A 19267-nucleotide genomic window follows, 5' to 3' on the forward strand; every position below is an offset into this window, starting at 1 on the left:
AGGTTGACTTTATTTCACCGGATACGCTTTCGTAAAGCAATAGTAAGCTGATATTCTACCACACTATGAGCAAAACACATTTAACAGAACAGAAGTTTACCGACTTCGCCCTGCACCCAAAGGTGATCGAAGCCCTTGAAAAAAAAGGGTTTCATAATTGCACGCCTATTCAGGCTCTGGCTCTTCCGCTGACGCTGGCGGGCCGTGATGTTGCAGGTCAGGCGCAAACCGGTACCGGCAAAACGATGGCGTTTTTAACGTCAACGTTTCATTATCTACTCTCTCACCCGGCAATCGAAGACCGTAAAGTGAACCAGCCGCGCGCGATTATCATGGCGCCGACACGTGAACTCGCGGTACAAATTCATGCCGATGCAGAACCGCTGGCGCAAACAACTGGCCTGAAGCTGGGTCTGGCTTACGGCGGTGACGGCTATGACAAACAGCTGAAAGTGCTGGAAAGCGGCGTCGATATTTTAATCGGCACCACGGGCCGAATGATCGATTACACCAAACAGAACCATATTAACCTGGGCGCGATCCAGGTCGTGGTGCTGGACGAAGCAGATCGTATGTACGATCTGGGCTTTATCAAAGATATCCGCTGGCTGTTCCGCCGTATGCCACCAGTGACTTCACGTTTGAACATGCTCTTCTCCGCCACGCTGTCCTATCGGGTGCGTGAGCTGGCGTTTGAGCAGATGAATAACGCCGAATATGTCGAAGTGGAGCCGGAACAAAAAACGGGCCACCGTATTAAAGAAGAGCTTTTCTACCCGTCTAACGACGAGAAAATGCGCTTGCTGCAAACGCTGATCGAAGAAGAATGGCCAGATCGCGCCATTATCTTCGCCAATACCAAACACCGCTGTGAAGATATCTGGGGCAGCCTGGCCGCAGATGGTCATCGTGTTGGTTTGCTGACCGGCGATGTCGCGCAGAAAAAACGCCTGCGTATTCTTGATGAGTTCACGCGTGGCGATCTCGACATTCTGGTCGCGACTGACGTTGCTGCACGTGGTCTGCATATTCCTGCAGTCACGCACGTTTTTAACTACGATCTGCCGGACGATTGTGAAGATTACGTTCACCGTATCGGTCGTACCGGTCGCGCTGGTGCCAGCGGCAACTCAATCAGCCTTGCCTGTGAAGAGTATGCATTGAACCTGCCGGCGATTGAGACCTATATCGGGCACTCGATTCCGGTCAGCAAATACGATCCGGATGCCCTGCTCAGCGAGCTGCCACCGCCAAAACGTTTGACGCGAGCACGCTCTGGCAACGGCCCGCGCCGCAGCGGTGGCGCTCCACGTAATCGTCGTCGTTCAGGTTAAAAATATGCTCGGTTCCGCCTCGCTCTATGCCGCTATTGATCTTGGATCCAACAGTTTTCATATGCTGGTTGTGCGCGAGGTGGCGGGAAGCATTCAGACGCTTTCGCGCATCAAACGCAAAGTTCGCCTGGCTGCAGGGTTAAGCCCCGACAATCGTCTTTCTCAGGAAGCGATGGAGCGAGGGTGGCAGTGCCTGCGGCTGTTTTCCGAACGTCTGCAGGATATTCCCCAGGAGCAAATCCGCGTCGTAGCAACAGCCACGTTGCGCCTGGCGGTTAACGCGCAGGAATTTATCGACAAAGCGCAAGAAATCCTGGGCTGCCCGGTGCAGGTCATTAGCGGCGAGGAAGAAGCGCGGCTGATTTATCAAGGCGTTGCGCACACTACGGGTGGTGCGGATCAGCGTCTGGTCGTTGATATTGGCGGTGCCAGTACAGAGTTGGTCACTGGCACCGGTGCACAAACAACCTCCCTTTTCAGCCTGTCGATGGGCTGCGTCACCTGGCTTGAGCGCTTTTTTACCGACCGCAACCTCGGGCAGGAAAATTTTGCCGCCGCCGAACAAGCCGCTTGTGAGGTGTTGCGCCCGGTGGCCGATGAGCTTCGCCACCACGGCTGGAAAGTTTGTGTCGGGGCATCGGGTACGGTTCAGGCGCTGCAAGAAATCATGATGGCGCAGGGCATGGATGAGCGCATCACCCTCGCTAAATTGCAGCAGCTTAAGCAGCGCGCCATACAGTGCGGACGGCTTGAAGAGCTGGAAATCGAAGGCCTGACACTCGAACGCGCGTTGGTGTTCCCGAGCGGTCTGGCCATCCTTATCGCTATCTTCACCGAAATGAATATTGAAAGCATGACGCTGGCCGGTGGCGCATTACGCGAAGGTCTGGTCTACGGCATGTTGCACCTGGCGGTAGATGAAGACATTCGTAGCCGCACGCTGCGCAATATTCAACGCCGTTTTATTATCGATACCGATCAATCCCGCCGCGTGACAACGCTGGCCGGGCGTTTTGCGCAGAGCGTCGCTAAAGTGTGGGAATTAGATGCGTACAGCATCGAAATTCTGAAAGTTGCCTGCGAACTGCATGAAATTGGTTTGAGCATTGAGTTTAAGCAAGCACCGCTACACGCGGCATGGCTGGTACGTAATCTCGATCTGCCAGGGTTTACTCCCGCGCAAAAGAAACTGCTCGCGACATTGCTGCTTAACCAGACGAACGCTGTGGATCTCTCGTCGCTCCATCAGCAAAACGCCGTGCCGCCGCGCGTGGCAGAGCACCTTTGTCGTCTGCTTCGTCTGGCCATTATTTTCGCCAGCCGTCGTCGCGATGATCTGCTGCCGGATATTGCGGTTACCGCGCAGGGAGAGAAGCTGGTGCTGACGCTACCGCAAGGGTGGCTGGCAAGTCACCCGCTTGGCGCAGAACTGATTGATCAGGAAAGCCAGTGGCAGAGTTACGTGCACTGGTCGCTGGAAATCCAGTAACCCTCACACAGAAACAGAATATGGCCCGCCCGCTGCGGGCTTTTTTATTACTCACTAAATCACTTGGCAGCAACGGGTTTTGGCTCTGTCGGGTTTTAATCTAACGGAGCGGGCAGACGCTTCTTTTTAACTTTTTCAGCCCGCTCTTCGAGGGCGTAATCCACACTGCCTTCAATGAAGGTGAGTTTTTATTTGTCCTTCGCTTTCGCCAGCATCGCGCGAATATTCGCCACGTTGGCCTGGCCTTTATGCATGCGCTCTTCGGCGCTGACCACTTTCCGTTCCTGCTCCCAAATCAAATCGTCCTGCGGCAGTTCCAGCAGGAAGCGGCTCGGTTCCGGGCGGACTAACTCACCGTACTGGCGGCGTTCTTTGCAGAGGGTGAAAATCAGCTCTTTCTGCGCACGGGTAATGCCCACATAAGCCAGCCGCCGTTCTTCATCGACGTTATCTTCATCGATACTGCTCTGGTGCGGCAATAACCCCTCTTCCATACCAACTAGGAAAACATACGGGAATTCAAGGCCCTTAGAAGCGTGCAGCGTCATCAACTGTACCTGATCGGATTCGTCGTCACTCTCGCCGCGCTCCATCATATCGCGCAGGGTAAAGCGCGTGACGACTTCCGCCAGCGTCATCGGCTCATCCAGTTCGCTGCCTTCCAGCATCTCTGTCATCCAGCCGAATAGCGTGTTGACGTTTTTCATGCGCATCTCCGCTGCTTTCGGGCTGGCGGATGTTTCAAACAACCAGGATTCGTAATCAATGCCGTGAATTAAATCGCGTACCGCCGCGATAGGCTCGCGCTCCGACAAGCGCTGAACCTCGCCCAGCCAGTGAGTAAAACGCGTCAGCGCGTCATAGCCGCGCCCGGTCAGCGTCTGGTTCAGACCAACGTCAAAGCTGGCGGCAAACAGGCTCTTATTTCGCAACATCGCCCATTCGCCCAGCTTTTGCAGCGTTGCCGAGCCAATTTCACGCTTTGGCGTATTCACAATTCGCAAAAACGCACTGTCATCATCCGTATTGGTCAATACCCGCAAATAGGCCAGCAGATCTTTGATTTCCGGGCGCGAAAAGAACGAGGTGCCGCCGGAAATCTTGTACGGGATGCGGTTCTGCATCAGGAATTTTTCGAACACGCGCGACTGGTGGTTGCCGCGATAGAGGATCGCATAATCCTTGTATTCGGTTTTGTTCACGAAGTGGTGAGCAATCAGCTCACCGGTCACGCGCTCGGCTTCATGCTCTTCATGGTTGGCGCTGAGCACTTTTAGCTCCGCACCGTAACCCAGTTCAGAAAAGAGCCGCTTTTCAAAAACGTGTGGGTTGTTGGCGATGAGGATATTCGCCGCTTTCAGGATGCGCCCGGAAGAGCGGTAGTTCTGTTCCAGCTTAATCACCTGCAATGCCGGGAAATCCTGGCTCAGCAGCACCAGGTTTTGTGGCCGCGCGCCGCGCCATGAATAAATAGACTGGTCATCGTCACCCACGACGGTGAAGCGCGCGCGCTGGCCCACTAACAGCTTTACCAGCTCATACTGGCTGGTGTTGGTGTCCTGATATTCATCCACCAGCAGGTAACGAATTTTATTCTGCCAGCGTTCGCGCACCTCTTGATTGCGCTGCAATAGCAGCGTCGGCAGCAGGATCAGGTCGTCAAAATCGAGTACGTTACACGCCTTCATATGGGCGTCGTACAGACCGTAGCAATGAGCAAAAATACGATCGCGTTCACCGTTTGCGCGCGCAGCGGCCTGTTGTGGTGTCATCAGATCGTTTTTCCAGTTTGAGATCGTCGAGATCAGCTGTTGCAGCACCAATTTGTCGTCTTCGATCAGCCCTTCGGTCAGATCTTTCAGCAACGCGACCTGATCGGTGTCGTCAAACAGGGAAAAGTTAGATTTCATCCCCAACGCGGCAAACTCACGTTTGATGATATTCAGCCCCAGCGTGTGGAAAGTGGAGATCATCAGCCCGCGCGCCTCTTTGCGCCCCAGCGTCTGCGCAACACGTTCTTTCATCTCACGCGCAGCTTTATTGGTAAAGGTTACCGCCGCAATATGTTTCGCCTGATAGCCACAGCCGCGGATCAAATGGGCGATTTTATTGGTGATCACGCGTGTTTTACCGGATCCCGCTCCCGCCAGCACCAGGCATGGTCCGGTGACGAATTCGACGGCTTGTTGTTGTCCGGGGTTTAAACGCATAAAAAATCACTCAATGAAAAGTCTGGAGGGAAAATATACACAAAGTCATTCAGGCCGCGAATCTCCAGCCGCTTACTCATGTAAGTGACGGGGGACAAATCTGCCGGGGACAGATTTTAACGCAGCTTACTGCAACACCAAAGGCGCGAGTCCCACGCATGGGCGGAGTCGCAGGTGCAACCAACAGCGGGGCAGATTGCAGGCCGAAGTGTATAAACGCGTGGTAGTATAGCCAGCCAAATCCATACCACTCAAGGCACGATCATGGCAAAAACCGCAGCAGCACTGCATATCCTTGTTAAAGAAGAGAAACTGGCGCTGGATCTTCTGGAACAGATCAAAAACGGCGGCGATTTCGAGAAGCTGGCAAAGAAACACTCTATCTGCCCGTCAGGCAAAAAAGGCGGACATTTGGGCGAATTCCGCCAGGGCCAGATGGTTCCCGCATTTGATAAAGTGGTGTTCTCCTGCCCGGTGCTGGAGCCAACCGGCCCGCTGCACACCCAGTTCGGTTACCACATCATCAAAGTGCTGTACCGCAACTAATGACCGAGCCTCTCGTCACAGAGAGGCCGTTTTTTTATTTGTGCGATTGCAGCCTCTGCTGCGCTTCATGCTTCATCACATGCATATTAATCGCCGCCTGGAACACTTTAAACATCAGGCCATTAATCAACGTCGCCAGGGTAATGGTAATAAACGCCGTCATCACCCAGTCGATCACTGTAATACCGCTGTGCAGCAGAGCAGGACGGTACACCAGCATGCCGCCAAACACCGCCCAGTGGCTCAGGCAATAGAAGCACTGAAACAAGTGCCCAATCATTGCGTTCTTTTTCACTGTCCACTCACGGAAAGCCGCAAAGAGCTCCGTTTGCGTCACCGTGATTGAAATGCTGCTGGCTGCCAGCGAAATCATCAGGCAGGTTGTTAAATCTGCAATCATCAGTGGTGCCCCTTTTCATTGAGATAACTGATAAATTCCGCGCCGATATCTTGTAGCGTCAGGTTTTTAAATCGTTCAAGAATCAGCGATTGTGCGTCGGCAAGTGTCGATGACATCACCCGATTCACCCCTTGTTCAACCAGACATTGGGGGTTCTCGTTACGATTACCCAACGCGAATAACGCAGGCGATCCCAGGGCAATGTAGATGTCGTAGAGTGTGACGAGGCTGGCGGAGCGACAGAGTCGCCAGCCGCCGTGGTGCCCTTTAGTCGCGCAGACAATCTGCTGTTCCCGTAACCCGGCAAGCAGTTTGCGAATAAACGCCGGATTACCGTCGATGTATTCAGCCATCTGTTCCGATGTCATCGGTTTATCCGCCTGTTCCATATGGAGCAGGATGTGCAGCGTCGCGGAGAATGAGTTATTTATTTTCATGTAACTTACAATATTACATAAAGACACATTCAACAAGACAGATGTGCAAAAAAGATCGCCGCCATTTTTGCTCGTAAAAAAGCCCGGAAGCGCTAGCGCCTCCGGGCTTAAACTTTGCTATGGGCTTCGGCTTGTCGCTACCGAAAGACGACGAGGAATTAGCTCGCGACGGCGATGCGTTTCATGTCCGTCATATAACCGCGCAGTTTCTGGCCCACTTTCTCGATCTCGTGGCTGCGAATCGCGTCATTCACATCGCGTAACTGCGCGTTATCTACCGCACCTTCGGCAATCGCGGTGCCCAGATCGCCCGTTTGCAGCGTGGTCATAAACTCTTTCAGCAGCGGTACGCAAGCGTAAGAGAACAGGTAGTTGCCGTACTCTGCGGTATCGGAGATAACCACGTTCATCTCATACAGACGTTTACGCGCGATGGTGTTGGCAATCAGCGGCAGTTCGTGCAGCGATTCATAGTAAGCGGATTCTTCGATAATGCCGGACGCCACCATGGTTTCGAACGCCAGTTCAACGCCCGCTTTTACCATCGCAATCATCAGCACGCCTTTATCAAAGTACTCTTGCTCGCCGATTTTGCCTTCAAACTGCGGTGCGGTTTCAAACGCGGTTTTACCGGTTTCTTCACGCCAGGTCAGCAGTTTCTTATCGTCGTTGGCCCAGTCAGCCATCATGCCGGAAGAGAACTCGCCGGAGATGATGTCGTCCATATGTTTCTGGAACAGCGGTGCCATAATGCCTTTCAGCTGTTCTGACAGCGCGTACGCACGCAGCTTCGCCGGGTTGGACAGGCGATCCATCATCAGCGTAATACCACCTTGTTTCAGCGCTTCGGTGATGGTTTCCCAACCGAACTGAATCAGTTTTTCTGCGTAAGCCGGGTCGGTCCCTTCCGCCACCAGCTTGTCGAAGCACAGCAGGGAACCCGCCTGCAGCATGCCGCAGAGGATGGTCTGCTCGCCCATCAGGTCAGATTTTACTTCCGCAACAAAAGAGGACTCCAGAACGCCCGCACGGTGACCACCGGTTGCCGCAGCCCAGGCTTTGGCAATTGCCATCCCTTCGCCTTTCGGGTCGTTTTCCGGGTGGACAGCGATCAGGGTCGGAACACCGAAACCGCGTTTATACTCTTCACGCACTTCAGTACCCGGGCACTTCGGCGCCACCATCACAACGGTGATGTCTTTACGGATCTGCTCACCCACTTCCACGATATTGAAACCGTGAGAGTAGCCCAAAGCTGCGCCGTCTTTCATCAGCGGCTGTACGGAACGTACGACGTCAGAGTGCTGTTTGTCCGGCGTCAGGTTTACGACCAGATCCGCCTGCGGGATCAGCTCTTCATAAGTACCGACTTTAAAACCGTTTTCGGTCGCTTTGCGCCAGGATGCGCGTTTTTCCGCAATGGCTTCTTTACGCAGCGCATAAGAGATATCCAGGCCGGAGTCGCGCATGTTCAGGCCCTGGTTCAGCCCCTGGGCGCCGCAGCCGACGATGACCACTTTTTTACCCTGAAGGTAGCTTGCGCCATCGGCAAATTCGTCACGCGCCATAAAGCGGCATTTGCCCAGCTGCGCCAGCTGCTGGCGCAGGTTCAGTGTATTAAAGTAGTTAGCCATTTGAGACCTCGTCGTGTGATGTTGTGTTGTGCCGTTCTTCTTTTGCGCTAACGCTTTGGATTTTCTGTTGCGCAAATTATTCAGGGCAATATTTATTGTTCAGTTCGCTGATGAGCGAGATTGAACCCACTATATGACAGGAAATGCGTTGCTTAAATTGATATATTAACAATGTCACATTGCAATTTTTGCAATGTAAATTTGTGGAGCCTGTCTCATGGATTTACGCGATCTGAAAACGTTCCTGCATCTGGCCGAAAGCCGCCATTTTGGCCGCAGCGCGCGCGCCATGCATGTCAGCCCTTCCACGCTTTCGCGACAAATCCAGCGGCTGGAAGAAGATCTCGGGCAACCGCTGTTTGTACGTGATAACCGTACCGTCACGCTGACAGAAGCGGGCGAAGAGCTGCGCGTTTTCGCTCAACAAACATTATTGCAGTATCAGCAACTGCGCCACACTATCGACCAGCAAGGCCCGTCGCTCTCCGGCGAACTGCATCTTTTCTGTTCTGTCACCGCGGCTTACAGCCATTTGCCGCCGATTCTCGATCGCTTTCGCGCGGAGCATCCGTCGGTAGAAATCAAACTCACCACCGGCGATGCCGCTGATGCGATGGAAAAAGTGGTGACCGGCGAAGCGGATCTGGCGATTGCCGGGAAACCGGAAACGCTGCCCGGCGCGGTGGCCTTTTCGATGCTGGAAAACCTGGCCGTGGTGCTGATAGCACCTGCGCTTGCCTGCCCGGTGCGTAACCAGGTTTCGCAGACCGAACCGGACTGGTCCACCGTGCCGTTTATCATGGCGGATCAAGGCCCAGTGCGCCGCCGTATTGAGCTGTGGTTCCGCCGCCACAAAATCAGCAACCCGTCAATTTACGCCACCGTCGGTGGCCACGAAGCGATGGTGTCAATGGTCGCACTCGGTTGCGGCGTGGCGTTAATCCCGGAAGTGGTGCTGGAAAACAGCCCGGAGCCGGTGCGCAACCGCGTGATGATCCTTGAACGCAGCGATGAGAAAACGCCGTTCGAACTTGGCGTGTGTGTACAAAAAAAGCGGCTCTATGAGCCGCTTATTGATGCGTTCTGGAAAATCCTGCCGAACAACTAACCGGCAAGGAAAAAGCGGAATGCCGGATTATGCGTTTCGTCGTGGCACTCGTAGCCCAACTCGTTGAGCCGGGTTTCGAAATCCGGTTCATGCTCGCCCAGTTCAAAGGCTGCCAGAACGCGCCCATAGTCGGTGCCGTGGCTGCGGTAATGGAACAGCGAAATATTCCAGTGCGTACCAAGCGTATGCAGGAACTTCAGCAGTGCGCCGGGCGATTCCGGAAACTCAAAACTGTACAGACGTTCACGGAGCGGTTTCGACGGACGTCCGCCGACCATGTAACGCACGTGCAGTTTCGCCATCTCATCATCGGAAAGATCCACCACGCTATAACCGCCTTCGTGCAGCAGATCGAGGATCTCTTTACGCTCCTCCAGCCCCCGGCTTAACCGCACGCCGACAAAAATGCAGGCGTCTTTGGCATCAGCAAAACGGTAGTTAAACTCTGTAACGGAGCGTCCGCCCAACAACTGGCAAAACTTCAGGAAGCTACCTTTCTCTTCCGGAATAGTCACTGCCAGCAGCGCTTCACGCTGCTCACCCAATTCACAACGTTCAGAAACATAACGTAAGCCGTGGAAATTGACGTTCGCACCGGAAAGCACATGCGCCAGTCGTTCACCGTGAATATTGTGTTTAGCAATGTATTTTTTCATCCCCGCCAGCGCCAGCGCACCGGACGGTTCCGCCACCGCGCGGACATCTTCGAACAGATCTTTCATCGCCGCGCAAATCGCATCGCTATCCACGGTGATGATGTCGTCGAGATACTCCTGACACAGGCGGAAGGTTTCGTTGCCAATGCGTTTTACCGCTACACCTTCAGCAAACAGCCCAACGCGGGGTAAATCTACCGGATGACCCGCCTCCAGCGCCGCTTTCAGGCATGCGGAATCTTCCGCTTCAACAGCAATCACTTTGATTTGCGGCATCAACTGTTTAATTAACACCGCGACGCCCGCCGCTAAACCGCCGCCGCCGACCGGCACAAAAACCCGATCGATATGCGCGTCCTGTTGCAATAATTCCAATGCCAGCGTGCCCTGCCCGGCGATCACCATAGGGTGATCAAACGGCGGCACAAAGGTGAAACCTTGTTGCTCGGCAAGTTCGATGGCTTTCCCTTTCGCTTCGTCGAAGTTGGCACCGTACAGCAGCACTTCGCCACCAAAGCCGCGCACCGCATCCACTTTGATATCCGCAGTGGCGACAGGCATCACAATCAGCGATTTGATCCCCAGGCGCGTCGAGGACATCGCCACGCCCTGCGCGTGGTTGCCCGCAGAAGCAGTAATCACGCCATGCGCTTTCTGCTCGGTGGTCAACCCGGCAATCATCGCGTACGCGCCACGCAACTTAAAGCTGTGTACCGGCTGGCGGTCTTCACGCTTCACCAGGATCACGTTGTCGAGACGCGAAGAGAGCTTCTCCATTTTTTGCAGCGGCGTTACCTGCGCCGCTTCGTAAACCGGCGCACGCAGCACCGCTCTCAGATATTCCGCCCCTTCGGGAGCGGCTGAGAGGGGTTGGGATTCAGCCATCATTAACCCCCAAGTTTGGATTTATCGCGAACCGCGCCTTTATCCGCACTGGTCGCGAGGCTGGCATAAGCGCGCAGCGCGAAGGAAACCTGACGTTCACGGTCAACCGGCGTCCAGGCTTTATCGCCACGGGCTTCCTGTGCTTCACGACGCGCCGCCAGTTCACGGTCACTCAGTTGCAGTTGAATACTACGGCTCGGAATATCAATAGCGATGATGTCACCATCTTCGATCAGGCCGATATTGCCACCGCTTGCTGCTTCCGGGGAGACGTGGCCGATAGACAAGCCCGATGTTCCGCCGGAGAAACGCCCGTCAGTGATCAGCGCGCAAGCTTTGCCAAGACCCATCGATTTCAGGAAGCTGGTTGGGTAGAGCATTTCCTGCATCCCAGGTCCACCTTTTGGTCCTTCGTAGCGAATCACCACCACATCACCTGCGACAACTTTACCGCCGAGAATGGCTTCCACCGCCGCATCCTGGCTTTCATACACTTTCGCCGGGCCGGTGAATTTCAGGTTGCTGTCATCAACGCCTGCGGTTTTTACGATACAGCCGTTTTCCGCAAAGTTGCCGTACAGCACGGCCAAACCGCCGTCCTGGCTGTAAGCATGCTCCAGCGAACGGATGCAGCCTTCAGCACGATCATCATCCAGCGTGTCCCAGCGGCAGTTCTGCGAGAACGCCTGCGTAGTGCGAATGCCCGCCGGACCTGCGCGGAACATGGTTTTCACCGCGTCGTCTTTGGTCAGCATCACGTCGTACTGCTCAAGGGTTTGCGGCAGCGTCAGACCGAGCACGTTTTTCACGTCACGGTTCAACAAGTTAGCGCGATCCAGCTCACCCAGGATGCCCAGCACGCCACCAGCGCGGTGCACATCTTCCATATGATATTTCTGCGTACTCGGCGCGACTTTACACAGCTGCGGAACTTTGCGGGACAGCTTATCGATATCACTCATGGTGAAATCAATTTCTGCTTCCTGCGCGGCGGCCAGCAGGTGCAGAACGGTGTTAGTCGAGCCGCCCATGGCGATATCCAGCGTCATGGCGTTCTCAAACGCCGCTTTATTGGCGATAGCACGCGGCAGCGCGCTGGCGTCATCTTGCTCGTAATAGCGTTTGGTCAGCTCAACAATGCGTTTACCCGCGTTGATAAACAGATCCTTGCGATCGGCGTGGGTTGCCAGCAGCGAGCCGTTACCCGGCTGCGACAGCCCCAGCGCTTCGGTCAGACAGTTCATTGAGTTGGCGGTGAACATACCGGAGCAGGAACCGCAAGTTGGGCAGGCGGAGCGTTCCACCTGATCGCTCTGATCATCAGAGACTTTCGGATCTGCGCCCTGAATCATGGCATCCACCAGATCGAGTTTGATTATCTGGTTGGAGAGTTTTGTTTTCCCGGCTTCCATCGGGCCGCCGGAGACGAAAATCACCGGAATGTTCAACCGCAGAGAGGCCATCAGCATCCCTGGGGTGATTTTGTCGCAGTTGGAAATACACACCATCGCGTCAGCGCAGTGGGCATTGACCATATATTCAACGGAATCGGCAATCAGCTCGCGGGAAGGCAGTGAGTAAAGCATGCCGCCGTGGCCCATGGCGATGCCATCATCAACGGCGATGGTATTGAACTCTTTCGCCACGCCGCCTGCGGCTTCGATTTGCTCCGCAACCAGCTTACCCAGATCGCGCAGGTGAACGTGGCCTGGCACGAACTGGGTAAACGAGTTCACGACGGCAATAATTGGCTTGCCGAAATCGGCGTCGGTCATCCCGGTTGCGCGCCACAGCGCGCGGGCACCCGCCATATTGCGCCCGTGGGTGGTGGTGGCGGAACGGTACTTAGGCATGCTTTAACTCCCAGTGTCTGTCAGTTAAACGGGACGGTGCGTGCCGTCCCGTTTTTATTTGCTATACCCTAAATAATCCGGGTTGTAGGAAGGCGGCAAGCGAGCGAATCCCCAGTCACTTACATAAGTAAGTGACTGGGGTGAACGAGTGCGGCCAACACACCTACAACCTGAAGTATGAGGGGTATTTATGGATTAACTTGATCCAACCAGCCCCACTTATCTTCCGTTTCACCGGTAAAGAGGCCAAAGAATGCTTGCTGAATACGTTTGGTTACCGGGCCGCAACGACCTTCGCCGACCTGAATGCCGTCGACGCTGCGCACCGGCGTGATTTCCGCCGCAGTACCGGACATAAACACTTCATCAGCCAGATACAGCGATTCACGGGACAACACCTGCTCGCGAACTTCAATGTTCAACTCTTTTGCCAGCTTAATGATCGCATCACGCGTAATACCCGGCAGTGCAGAAGAGGTAAACGGCGGCGTGAACAGAATGCCGTCTTTCACTTCAAACAGGTTTTCGCCCGCGCCTTCAGAGATGTAGCCGTTAACGTCCAGCGCGATCCCTTCCTGATAACCGTGACGGCGCGCTTCGCTACCCACAAGCAGGGAAGAAAGATAGTTACCACCTGCTTTTGCAGCTGTCGGGATAGTGTTCGGCGCAACGCGGTTCCAGGAAGAAACCATCGCGTCGATCCCCTGCTCCAGTGCTTCCGCACCGAGATAAGCGCCCCACGGGAACGCGGCGATGATCACGTCAGTGGTGTAGCCCGCCGGCGGATTAACGCCCATGCCAACATCACCTACAAACACTAGCGGGCGAATATAGGCGCTGGTCAGATTGTTTTTGCGGATCACTTGGCGGCAGGCTTCCATCAGCTCATCAACACTCTGAGATACCGGGAAACGATAGATTTTGGCGGAATCGCGCAGACGCTGCATATGTTCACGATGGCGGAAGACTACCGGACCTTTGTGCGAGTCATAGCAACGGATACCTTCAAACACGGAGGTGCCGTAATGCAGCGCGTGGGACATCACGTGGACTTTTGCATCTTCCCAACGAACCATCTCGCCATTAGACCAAATGTAGTCTGCTTTTTTCGTCGTCATTATTCTTCCTTTTGCGCTTACGCGCGGATTTGTTGTGATTGTGATGATGTGGCACGCTGGCGGATATCAACCCGGGCAACGTCAACAAGTTTGCTTAACTGGCTAAACAGTAATTCGACAGGCCGCGGGCTGGCAACGGTCAATTCGATATTTATGTTTCGCGTATCACTGGCGGTTTCCATATTCATGGCACACACCTGAAAGCCACGGTGACGCACCACACGCAGTACGCGTTCTAATGTTTCCGGATTGAAGCGAGCCTCAACGGCGACCTGATGTTGCATCATGATAATTTCTCCAGCATTTGTGAGTTACTGGCGCCGGGCGGCACCAACGGCCAGACATTCTCAAGTTCATCGATTGAGACATGAAGCAGGTATGGCCCTGGGCTCGTGAGCATCGTGTCGAGTGCCGCTTCAACCTGGTCTTTTCGGGTGATGTGCTGGCCGGGGATGCCAAAAGCGCTGGCCAGCATGAGGAAATCGGGGTTATCAGTCAGGGTGGTTTCGCTATAACGTTCATTGAAGAATAACTGCTGCCACTGACGAACCATCCCTAAACGCTGGTTGTCCAGTAAGACAATCTTTAGCGGTAACTGCTTACGTTTAACGGTGCCGAGCTCCTGAACATTCATCATGAAGGAGCCGTCACCGGAGATACAGATTACCGTATCGTCCGGGCGAGCAACCTGCGCGCCAACGGCGGCCGGCAAACCGAAGCCCATCGTGCCTAACCCACTGGACGTAATGAAATTTTCCGGGCGGCTGAAACGCAAATGCTGCGCAGCCCACATCTGATGTTGACCAACATCGGTAGTGACTACGCTGTTTTCCGGTTTGCGATCGGAGAGCTGTTTTAACAACAACGGCGCGTAGATTGCGTCACCGGGATGATCGTAACGCCAGGCGTGCTCGCGACGCAGATCTGCGCTGTATTGACGCCAGGCATCAATCGCCAGCGGCTGTTGCAGTGCAGGCAGCAACGCATTTAAATCGCCCTGCAACGCAACGTGCGCCTGGCGCAGTTTGCTCATTTCCGCCGGGTCGATATCCATATGGATCACTTTGGCGTTCGGCGCGAAGGTATTCAGCTTGCCGGTTACACGATCGTCAAAACGGGCACCCACGGCAATCAGCAAGTCACACTCCTGCACGGCAAAGTTCGCGGCTTTCGTGCCGTGCATCCCCAGCATGCCAAGATAGTAAGCATAATCAGCTTCCACCGCGCCTAGCCCTTTCAGCGTACAAGTGACCGGCATTTGCGTCATGCTCAGAAACTCACGCAGTGCCGGAACCGCCTGCGCCATACCCACACCGCCGCCAACGTACAGCATCGGTTTTGTCGCCCGCGAGAGCATCTCCACCGCCAGTTCAACGTCAGCCTGCGGGAAATAATGCTCATCATCGACGGTTGCGAACCAGGGATCCAAATCGCCGACAGCCAGCTGGATGTCTTTTGGAATATCAACCAGTACCGGGCCAGGGCGGCCGGAATTCGCCACGTAGAAAGCCTCAGCCATGACACGCGGTAATTCTTCCAGCGACTCAACCAGAAAGCTGTGCTTTGTGCAGGCCAGGGATAAACCCAGAACATCCACTTCCTGAAACGCATCGGTACCCATAAGCGGAGCAGCGACCTGGCCGGTGATGGCCACCACCGGCACCGAATCTAATAACGCATCAGCAAGGCCGGTGATCAGGTTCGTAGCACCAGGACCGGAAGTCGCGATGCAAACGCCGGTTTTACCGGTGGCGCGAGCATAGCCGATAGCGGCCATCGCCGCGCCCTGCTCGTGCCGGCAAAGTAGGTGTTCCACGCCGCCGTCATACAATGCATCATAAACCGGCATAATTGCGCCGCCTGGATAGCCGAAGACGATATCGACTTTCTGCGCTCGCAACGCATGTACTACCCACTGTGCCCCATTCATAGTCAGTTCCCCGCCGGATATCGGGAGAAACAGAATTTTGTGCTGAAAATCATTCTCTGCTCCTCGTTTATATTTTTAGGTCATAAAAAAACCCCCGGACCTTTCGGTGCGGGGGTCTTAGTTCGTTAAGGCTTGTTTTTTAAGCCTTTCCTCGTCCAAGTGCAGCCCCGCACGGTGGGATAATAATCACCACCACGCTAATCACGACCAGGCTAATCACTCGTAGAAGGGCTTTCATTTGTGTTTGTTCTTGCTTCATGTTCGAAGGAATGCCTAAAGAGGTAACACAGATTTAAGTCAAGAAACAAGAAAAATTTATGACGCCGTTTGCGGCGGCATCGACAAATTGACAAAAAATCTTTGTTTTATATAGAGAATATTCTTAGTGAAAATTTCTCACGCCTTGCAATCGCAATACAATGCTGAGATCACCATTCCAACAAGGTGAAAAAAGTAACTAATTACAGTGAAATTCAGGAAACGTGCGCACAAAAGCAGCCTTCCGATAATGAAAAGCGATAACCAAAACAGATAATGTCTGCGAAAAGGAGAGCCTATGGCATTGTCTGTAATTTTTACGCGAGCGGCGTTAGGCGTGACGGCCCCGCTGGTCACCGTTGAGGTACATATCAGCAACGGGCTGCCGGGACTGACTATTGTTGGGCTACCGGAAACCACCGTTAAAGAAGCGCGCGATCGGGTGCGTAGCGCCATTATCAACAGCGGGTATGAATTTCCGGCGAAACGGATCACGATTAACCTGGCACCTGCGGATCTACCCAAAGAAGGTGGACGATACGATTTACCTATCGCTATCGCGCTTCTTTCCGCCTCTGAGCAGCTAACGGCCCCTGAATTAAGTCGCTATGAGTTTGTCGGTGAACTCGCCCTTACAGGCGCATTACGTGGGGTTCCCGGTGCCATCTCTTCTGTCATTGAAGCGGTAAAAGCCAACAGACGCATCGTTATTGCCAGAGAAAACGAAGCGGAAGCCAGCCTCACGGAAACGCAGGAGTGTCTGGTCGCCGACCATTTACAGGAGGTGTGCGCGTTTCTGGAAGGAAAACAGGTATTACCTTCACCTGTCCCCTTTTGTAGCAGCCAGGAGGCCTACAGTGAGGATTTAAGCGATGTTATTGGACAGGAACAAGGGAAGCGTGCACTGGAAATCACTGCGGCAGGTGGACATAACCTATTGTTAATAGGGCCACCGGGCACGGGAAAGACCATGCTGGCCAGTCGACTGGGGGGACTATTGCCGCCGTTGAATAACCAGGAAGCACTGGAAAGCGCGACAATTATGAGTGTTGTAAATTCAGCTTCACTCTCGCGCCACTGGCGCAGACGCCCATTCAGAGCCCCGCATCACAGTGCTTCACTGGCGGCGCTTGTCGGCGGTGGATCCATACCTGGCCCAGGGGAAATTTCGCTGGCACATAATGGCGTTCTGTTTCTGGATGAATTACCGGAATTTGAACGCCGCGTGCTGGATGCACTCCGTGAACCTATTGAATCCGGGCAAATCCATCTCTCGCGGGCAAGGGCGAAAGTTACCTATCCCGCACGCTTCCAGTTAATCGCCGCCATGAACCCCAGCCCGACTGGCCATTACCAGGGAAACCATAACCGCTCAACACCGGAGCAAACACTGCGCTATTTGGGAAAACTATCAGGCCCTTTTCTTGATCGCTTCGATCTCTCGCTTGAGATCCCTCTGCTTGCACCGGGGTTGATGAGCCAGCCACAACATAAAGGTGAAAGCAGTGAAACGGTGCGCTTGCGGGTTATTCAGGCCCGGGCACGGCAGTATCAGCGTCAGAATAAACTCAATGCACGTCTGGACAGCAGCGAAACGAAACAGCTTTGTATACTTACCAGGGAAGACGGGAGTTGGCTGGAAGAGACGTTAACACGTCTGGGGTTGTCGGTACGCGCCTGGCAACGTCTGTTGAGGGTTGCACGTACGATAGCCGATCTTGAAGACGAGCCTGCAATTCTGCGAGCACACCTGCAGGAAGCATTAAGTTATCGCGCAATTGACAGACTGCTGATTCACTTGCAAAAAATGCTGATGTAAAAAAAGGGGCCTTAGCCCCTTCTCTCTTAATCTTCGGAATCCGTATAGTCTTCCGCGCCTTCCATCTGTGGTTTCCCACCTGACAGGGTGTGAAAGCGCTTCGGACGCTTAATGCGCGCCATATACTTGATCCAAACACGTTCTGCTTCGGTGTCTGGATCACGCTCTCCACGGCACACTGCAACGAATTGCGTTTCTTCTTCAGTTACCGGTTCACGCTTACCGAGTTCCAGCTCGTTAAAAGCATAACCATGACGCTCAAGCAGTTGCGCCTCTTTGATGGTGAAATCACCGTGGCGAGAGAACCCGCGTGGATAATTTTTATTGTCGAAAAAACGATTCGTCGTCGTAAAGCTTTCCGCCATCCTGCACGCTCCTAATTCTTTGGCCGAGCTATTTATGGCGCGGAGTATTAGTTACGCTTGACAGAGTGTAAAACAAAACATTTAAATCATTACGACAAATTTTTTTGTGGAGAAAACTGTGGATACGGAATTATTAAAAACTTTCCTGGAAGTTAGCAGGACTCGTCACTTCGGTCGTGCAGCCGAAGCACTCTATCTGACCCAGTCCGCGGTGAGTTTTCGTATTCGCCAGTTAGAGAACCAGCTTGGGGTTAATCTCTTTACACGCCATCGCAACAATATCCGCCTGACAGCAGCAGGCGAGAAGCTGCTGCCGTATGCGGAAACATTGATGAGCACGTGGCAAGCAGCAAGGAAGGAAGTGGCGCATACATCGCGGCACCACCAATTTTCTATTGGTGCCAGCGCATCACTATGGGAATGCATGCTTAGCAATTGGTTAACCAGGCTGTATAACCTGCAAGGAAACCTTCAATTCGAAGCACGAATTGCACAGCGACAATCATTGGTTAAACAGCTACATGAGCGACAACTGGATCTTTTGATTACAACTGAAACACCGAAGATGGATGAATTTAGCAGCCAGTTGCTCGGCCATTTCACACTTGCGCTTTACTGCGCAGCTCCGGAAAAGAGCAAGTCGGAATTGAATTACCTGCGCCTCGAATGGGGGCCCGATTTTCAGCAGCATGAGTCGGAGTTAATCGCCAGTGATGATGTGCCAACATTGACGACCAGCTCTGCAGAAGTAGCACATCAGCAATTACCGCAACTCAATGGCTGCACCTGGCTGCCTGTCTCATGGGCAGAGCAAAAAGAGAAGCTGCACCCGGTTGCTGACACAACGATGCTTTCTCGCCCACTTTATGCAATTTGGCTACAGAATAGCGACAAACAGAATCAGATCCGCGATCTTTTGAAAATCAAAGTAATTGATTAAATATTTCCGGCAAGGATGCCATGCGAGAGATTATTTGTAGCGTGGGCATTAATAAAGAAGCAAAAAAAATCCTTAGCAAATGCTAAGGATTGTTTCTGGCAGGGGCGGAGGGACTCGAACCCCCAACACCCGGTTTTGGAGACCGGTGCTCTACCAATTGAACTACGCCCCTAATTAGGGTGGCGGAACGGACGGGACTCGAACCCGCGACCCCCTGCGTGACAGGCAGGTATTCTAACCGACTGAACTACCGCTCCACCGAATTTCTTCACAACCACCGGTTTG

At 53.8% G+C, this 19267-nt stretch carries 17 protein-coding genes and 2 tRNA genes; 6 read left to right on the forward strand and 13 right to left on the reverse strand.

What is annotated here, in order from left to right:
- Positions 1 to 65 precede the first annotated feature (65 nt).
- Positions 66 to 1334, forward strand: a complete 1269-nt coding sequence (rhlB, locus tag E0L21_RS20290; protein ID WP_131412666.1) for an ATP-dependent RNA helicase RhlB — start codon at positions 66 to 68, stop codon at positions 1332 to 1334.
- Positions 1335 to 1338: 4 nt separating this feature from the next.
- A complete protein-coding gene (gene gppA, locus E0L21_RS20295) occupies positions 1339 to 2823 on the forward strand; it encodes a guanosine-5'-triphosphate,3'-diphosphate diphosphatase (protein ID WP_131412668.1) in 1485 nt (494 codons plus the stop codon).
- 188 nt (positions 2824 to 3011) lie between these two features.
- On the opposite strand, the gene rep is transcribed toward gppA, so the two are convergent.
- Positions 3012 to 5033: a DNA helicase Rep gene (gene rep, locus E0L21_RS20300; protein WP_131412670.1), complete on the reverse strand. Its 2022-nt coding sequence runs from the start codon at positions 5031 to 5033 to the stop codon at positions 3012 to 3014.
- 264 nt (positions 5034 to 5297) lie between these two features.
- On the opposite strand from rep, the gene ppiC reads away from it, so the two are divergent.
- Entirely contained in the window at positions 5298 to 5579 is a 282-nt protein-coding gene (gene ppiC / locus E0L21_RS20305; RefSeq protein WP_001140255.1) for a peptidylprolyl isomerase PpiC, read from the forward strand.
- Between the two features lie 34 nt (positions 5580 to 5613).
- On the opposite strand, the gene E0L21_RS20310 is transcribed toward ppiC, so the two are convergent.
- The 3 genes from E0L21_RS20310 to ilvC all read right to left on the reverse strand — a co-directional run bounded on the left by E0L21_RS20310 (position 5614) and on the right by ilvC (position 8050).
- Positions 5614 to 5979 (reverse strand): DUF1360 domain-containing protein, encoded by a 366-nt coding sequence (locus tag E0L21_RS20310; protein ID WP_131412672.1) that lies wholly within the window; start codon positions 5977 to 5979, stop codon positions 5614 to 5616.
- Entirely contained in the window at positions 5979 to 6416 is a 438-nt protein-coding gene (locus E0L21_RS20315; protein ID WP_131412674.1) for an RrF2 family transcriptional regulator, read from the reverse strand. The genes E0L21_RS20310 and E0L21_RS20315 overlap by 1 nt, the downstream gene beginning before the upstream one ends.
- 158 nt (positions 6417 to 6574) lie before the next feature.
- Positions 6575 to 8050 (reverse strand): ketol-acid reductoisomerase, encoded by a 1476-nt coding sequence (gene ilvC / locus E0L21_RS20320; RefSeq protein ID WP_131412676.1) that lies wholly within the window; start codon positions 8048 to 8050, stop codon positions 6575 to 6577.
- Positions 8051 to 8267: 217 nt separating this feature from the next.
- On the opposite strand from ilvC, the gene ilvY reads away from it, so the two are divergent.
- On the forward strand, positions 8268 to 9158 hold the full coding sequence (ilvY, locus tag E0L21_RS20325) for an HTH-type transcriptional activator IlvY (protein ID WP_131412678.1): 891 nt from the start codon (positions 8268 to 8270) through the stop codon (positions 9156 to 9158).
- Here ilvY and ilvA read toward each other — a convergent pair.
- The 6 genes from ilvA to ilvL form a co-directional block, all read right to left on the reverse strand.
- Positions 9155 to 10699: a threonine ammonia-lyase, biosynthetic gene (gene ilvA, locus E0L21_RS20330; RefSeq protein ID WP_131412698.1), complete on the reverse strand. Its 1545-nt coding sequence runs from the start codon at positions 10697 to 10699 to the stop codon at positions 9155 to 9157. The two genes, ilvY and ilvA, sit on opposite strands and share 4 nt — an antisense overlap.
- A gap of 2 nt (positions 10700 to 10701) precedes the next feature.
- Positions 10702 to 12552: a dihydroxy-acid dehydratase gene (gene ilvD, locus E0L21_RS20335; protein WP_131412680.1), complete on the reverse strand. Its 1851-nt coding sequence runs from the start codon at positions 12550 to 12552 to the stop codon at positions 10702 to 10704.
- 188 nt (positions 12553 to 12740) lie between these two features.
- Positions 12741 to 13670 (reverse strand): branched-chain amino acid transaminase, encoded by a 930-nt coding sequence (locus tag E0L21_RS20340; protein ID WP_131412682.1) that lies wholly within the window; start codon positions 13668 to 13670, stop codon positions 12741 to 12743.
- A gap of 17 nt (positions 13671 to 13687) precedes the next feature.
- The gene (gene ilvM, locus E0L21_RS20345) at positions 13688 to 13957 is read right to left on the reverse strand and encodes an acetolactate synthase 2 small subunit (protein WP_131412684.1); all 270 of its coding nucleotides are present in this window, start codon (positions 13955 to 13957) and stop codon (positions 13688 to 13690) included.
- On the reverse strand, positions 13954 to 15600 hold the full coding sequence (ilvG, locus tag E0L21_RS20350; protein ID WP_131412686.1) for an acetolactate synthase 2 catalytic subunit: 1647 nt from the start codon (positions 15598 to 15600) through the stop codon (positions 13954 to 13956). Before ilvG ends, ilvM begins: the two co-directional genes overlap by 4 nt.
- Before the next feature lie 139 nt (positions 15601 to 15739).
- Entirely contained in the window at positions 15740 to 15838 is a 99-nt protein-coding gene (ilvL, locus tag E0L21_RS20355) for an ilv operon leader peptide (protein ID WP_015966468.1), read from the reverse strand.
- Between the two features lie 318 nt (positions 15839 to 16156).
- Here ilvL and E0L21_RS20360 point away from each other — a divergent pair, with 318 nt between their 5' ends.
- Positions 16157 to 17677, forward strand: coding sequence for a YifB family Mg chelatase-like AAA ATPase (locus tag E0L21_RS20360; protein ID WP_131412688.1), 1521 nt, complete (start codon positions 16157 to 16159; stop codon positions 17675 to 17677).
- Between the two features lie 26 nt (positions 17678 to 17703).
- On the opposite strand, the gene E0L21_RS20365 is transcribed toward E0L21_RS20360, so the two are convergent.
- On the reverse strand, positions 17704 to 18042 hold the full coding sequence (locus E0L21_RS20365) for a DUF413 domain-containing protein (protein WP_131412690.1): 339 nt from the start codon (positions 18040 to 18042) through the stop codon (positions 17704 to 17706).
- 106 nt (positions 18043 to 18148) lie between these two features.
- On the opposite strand from E0L21_RS20365, the gene hdfR reads away from it, so the two are divergent.
- Positions 18149 to 18982: an HTH-type transcriptional regulator HdfR gene (gene hdfR / locus E0L21_RS20370; protein ID WP_131412692.1), complete on the forward strand. Its 834-nt coding sequence runs from the start codon at positions 18149 to 18151 to the stop codon at positions 18980 to 18982.
- A 96-nt stretch (positions 18983 to 19078) separates the two neighbouring features.
- On the opposite strand, the gene E0L21_RS20375 is transcribed toward hdfR, so the two are convergent.
- Together E0L21_RS20375 and E0L21_RS20380 are read right to left on the reverse strand one after the other, a co-directional pair.
- Positions 19079 to 19154 (reverse strand) — tRNA-Trp (locus E0L21_RS20375).
- Positions 19155 to 19162: 8 nt separating this feature from the next.
- Positions 19163 to 19239: transfer RNA gene (locus E0L21_RS20380), tRNA-Asp, on the reverse strand.
- Between the last annotated feature and the right edge of the window lie 28 nt (positions 19240 to 19267).

This window comes from Kosakonia quasisacchari (assembly GCF_004331415.1).
GTDB lineage: Bacteria > Pseudomonadota > Gammaproteobacteria > Enterobacterales > Enterobacteriaceae > Kosakonia > Kosakonia quasisacchari.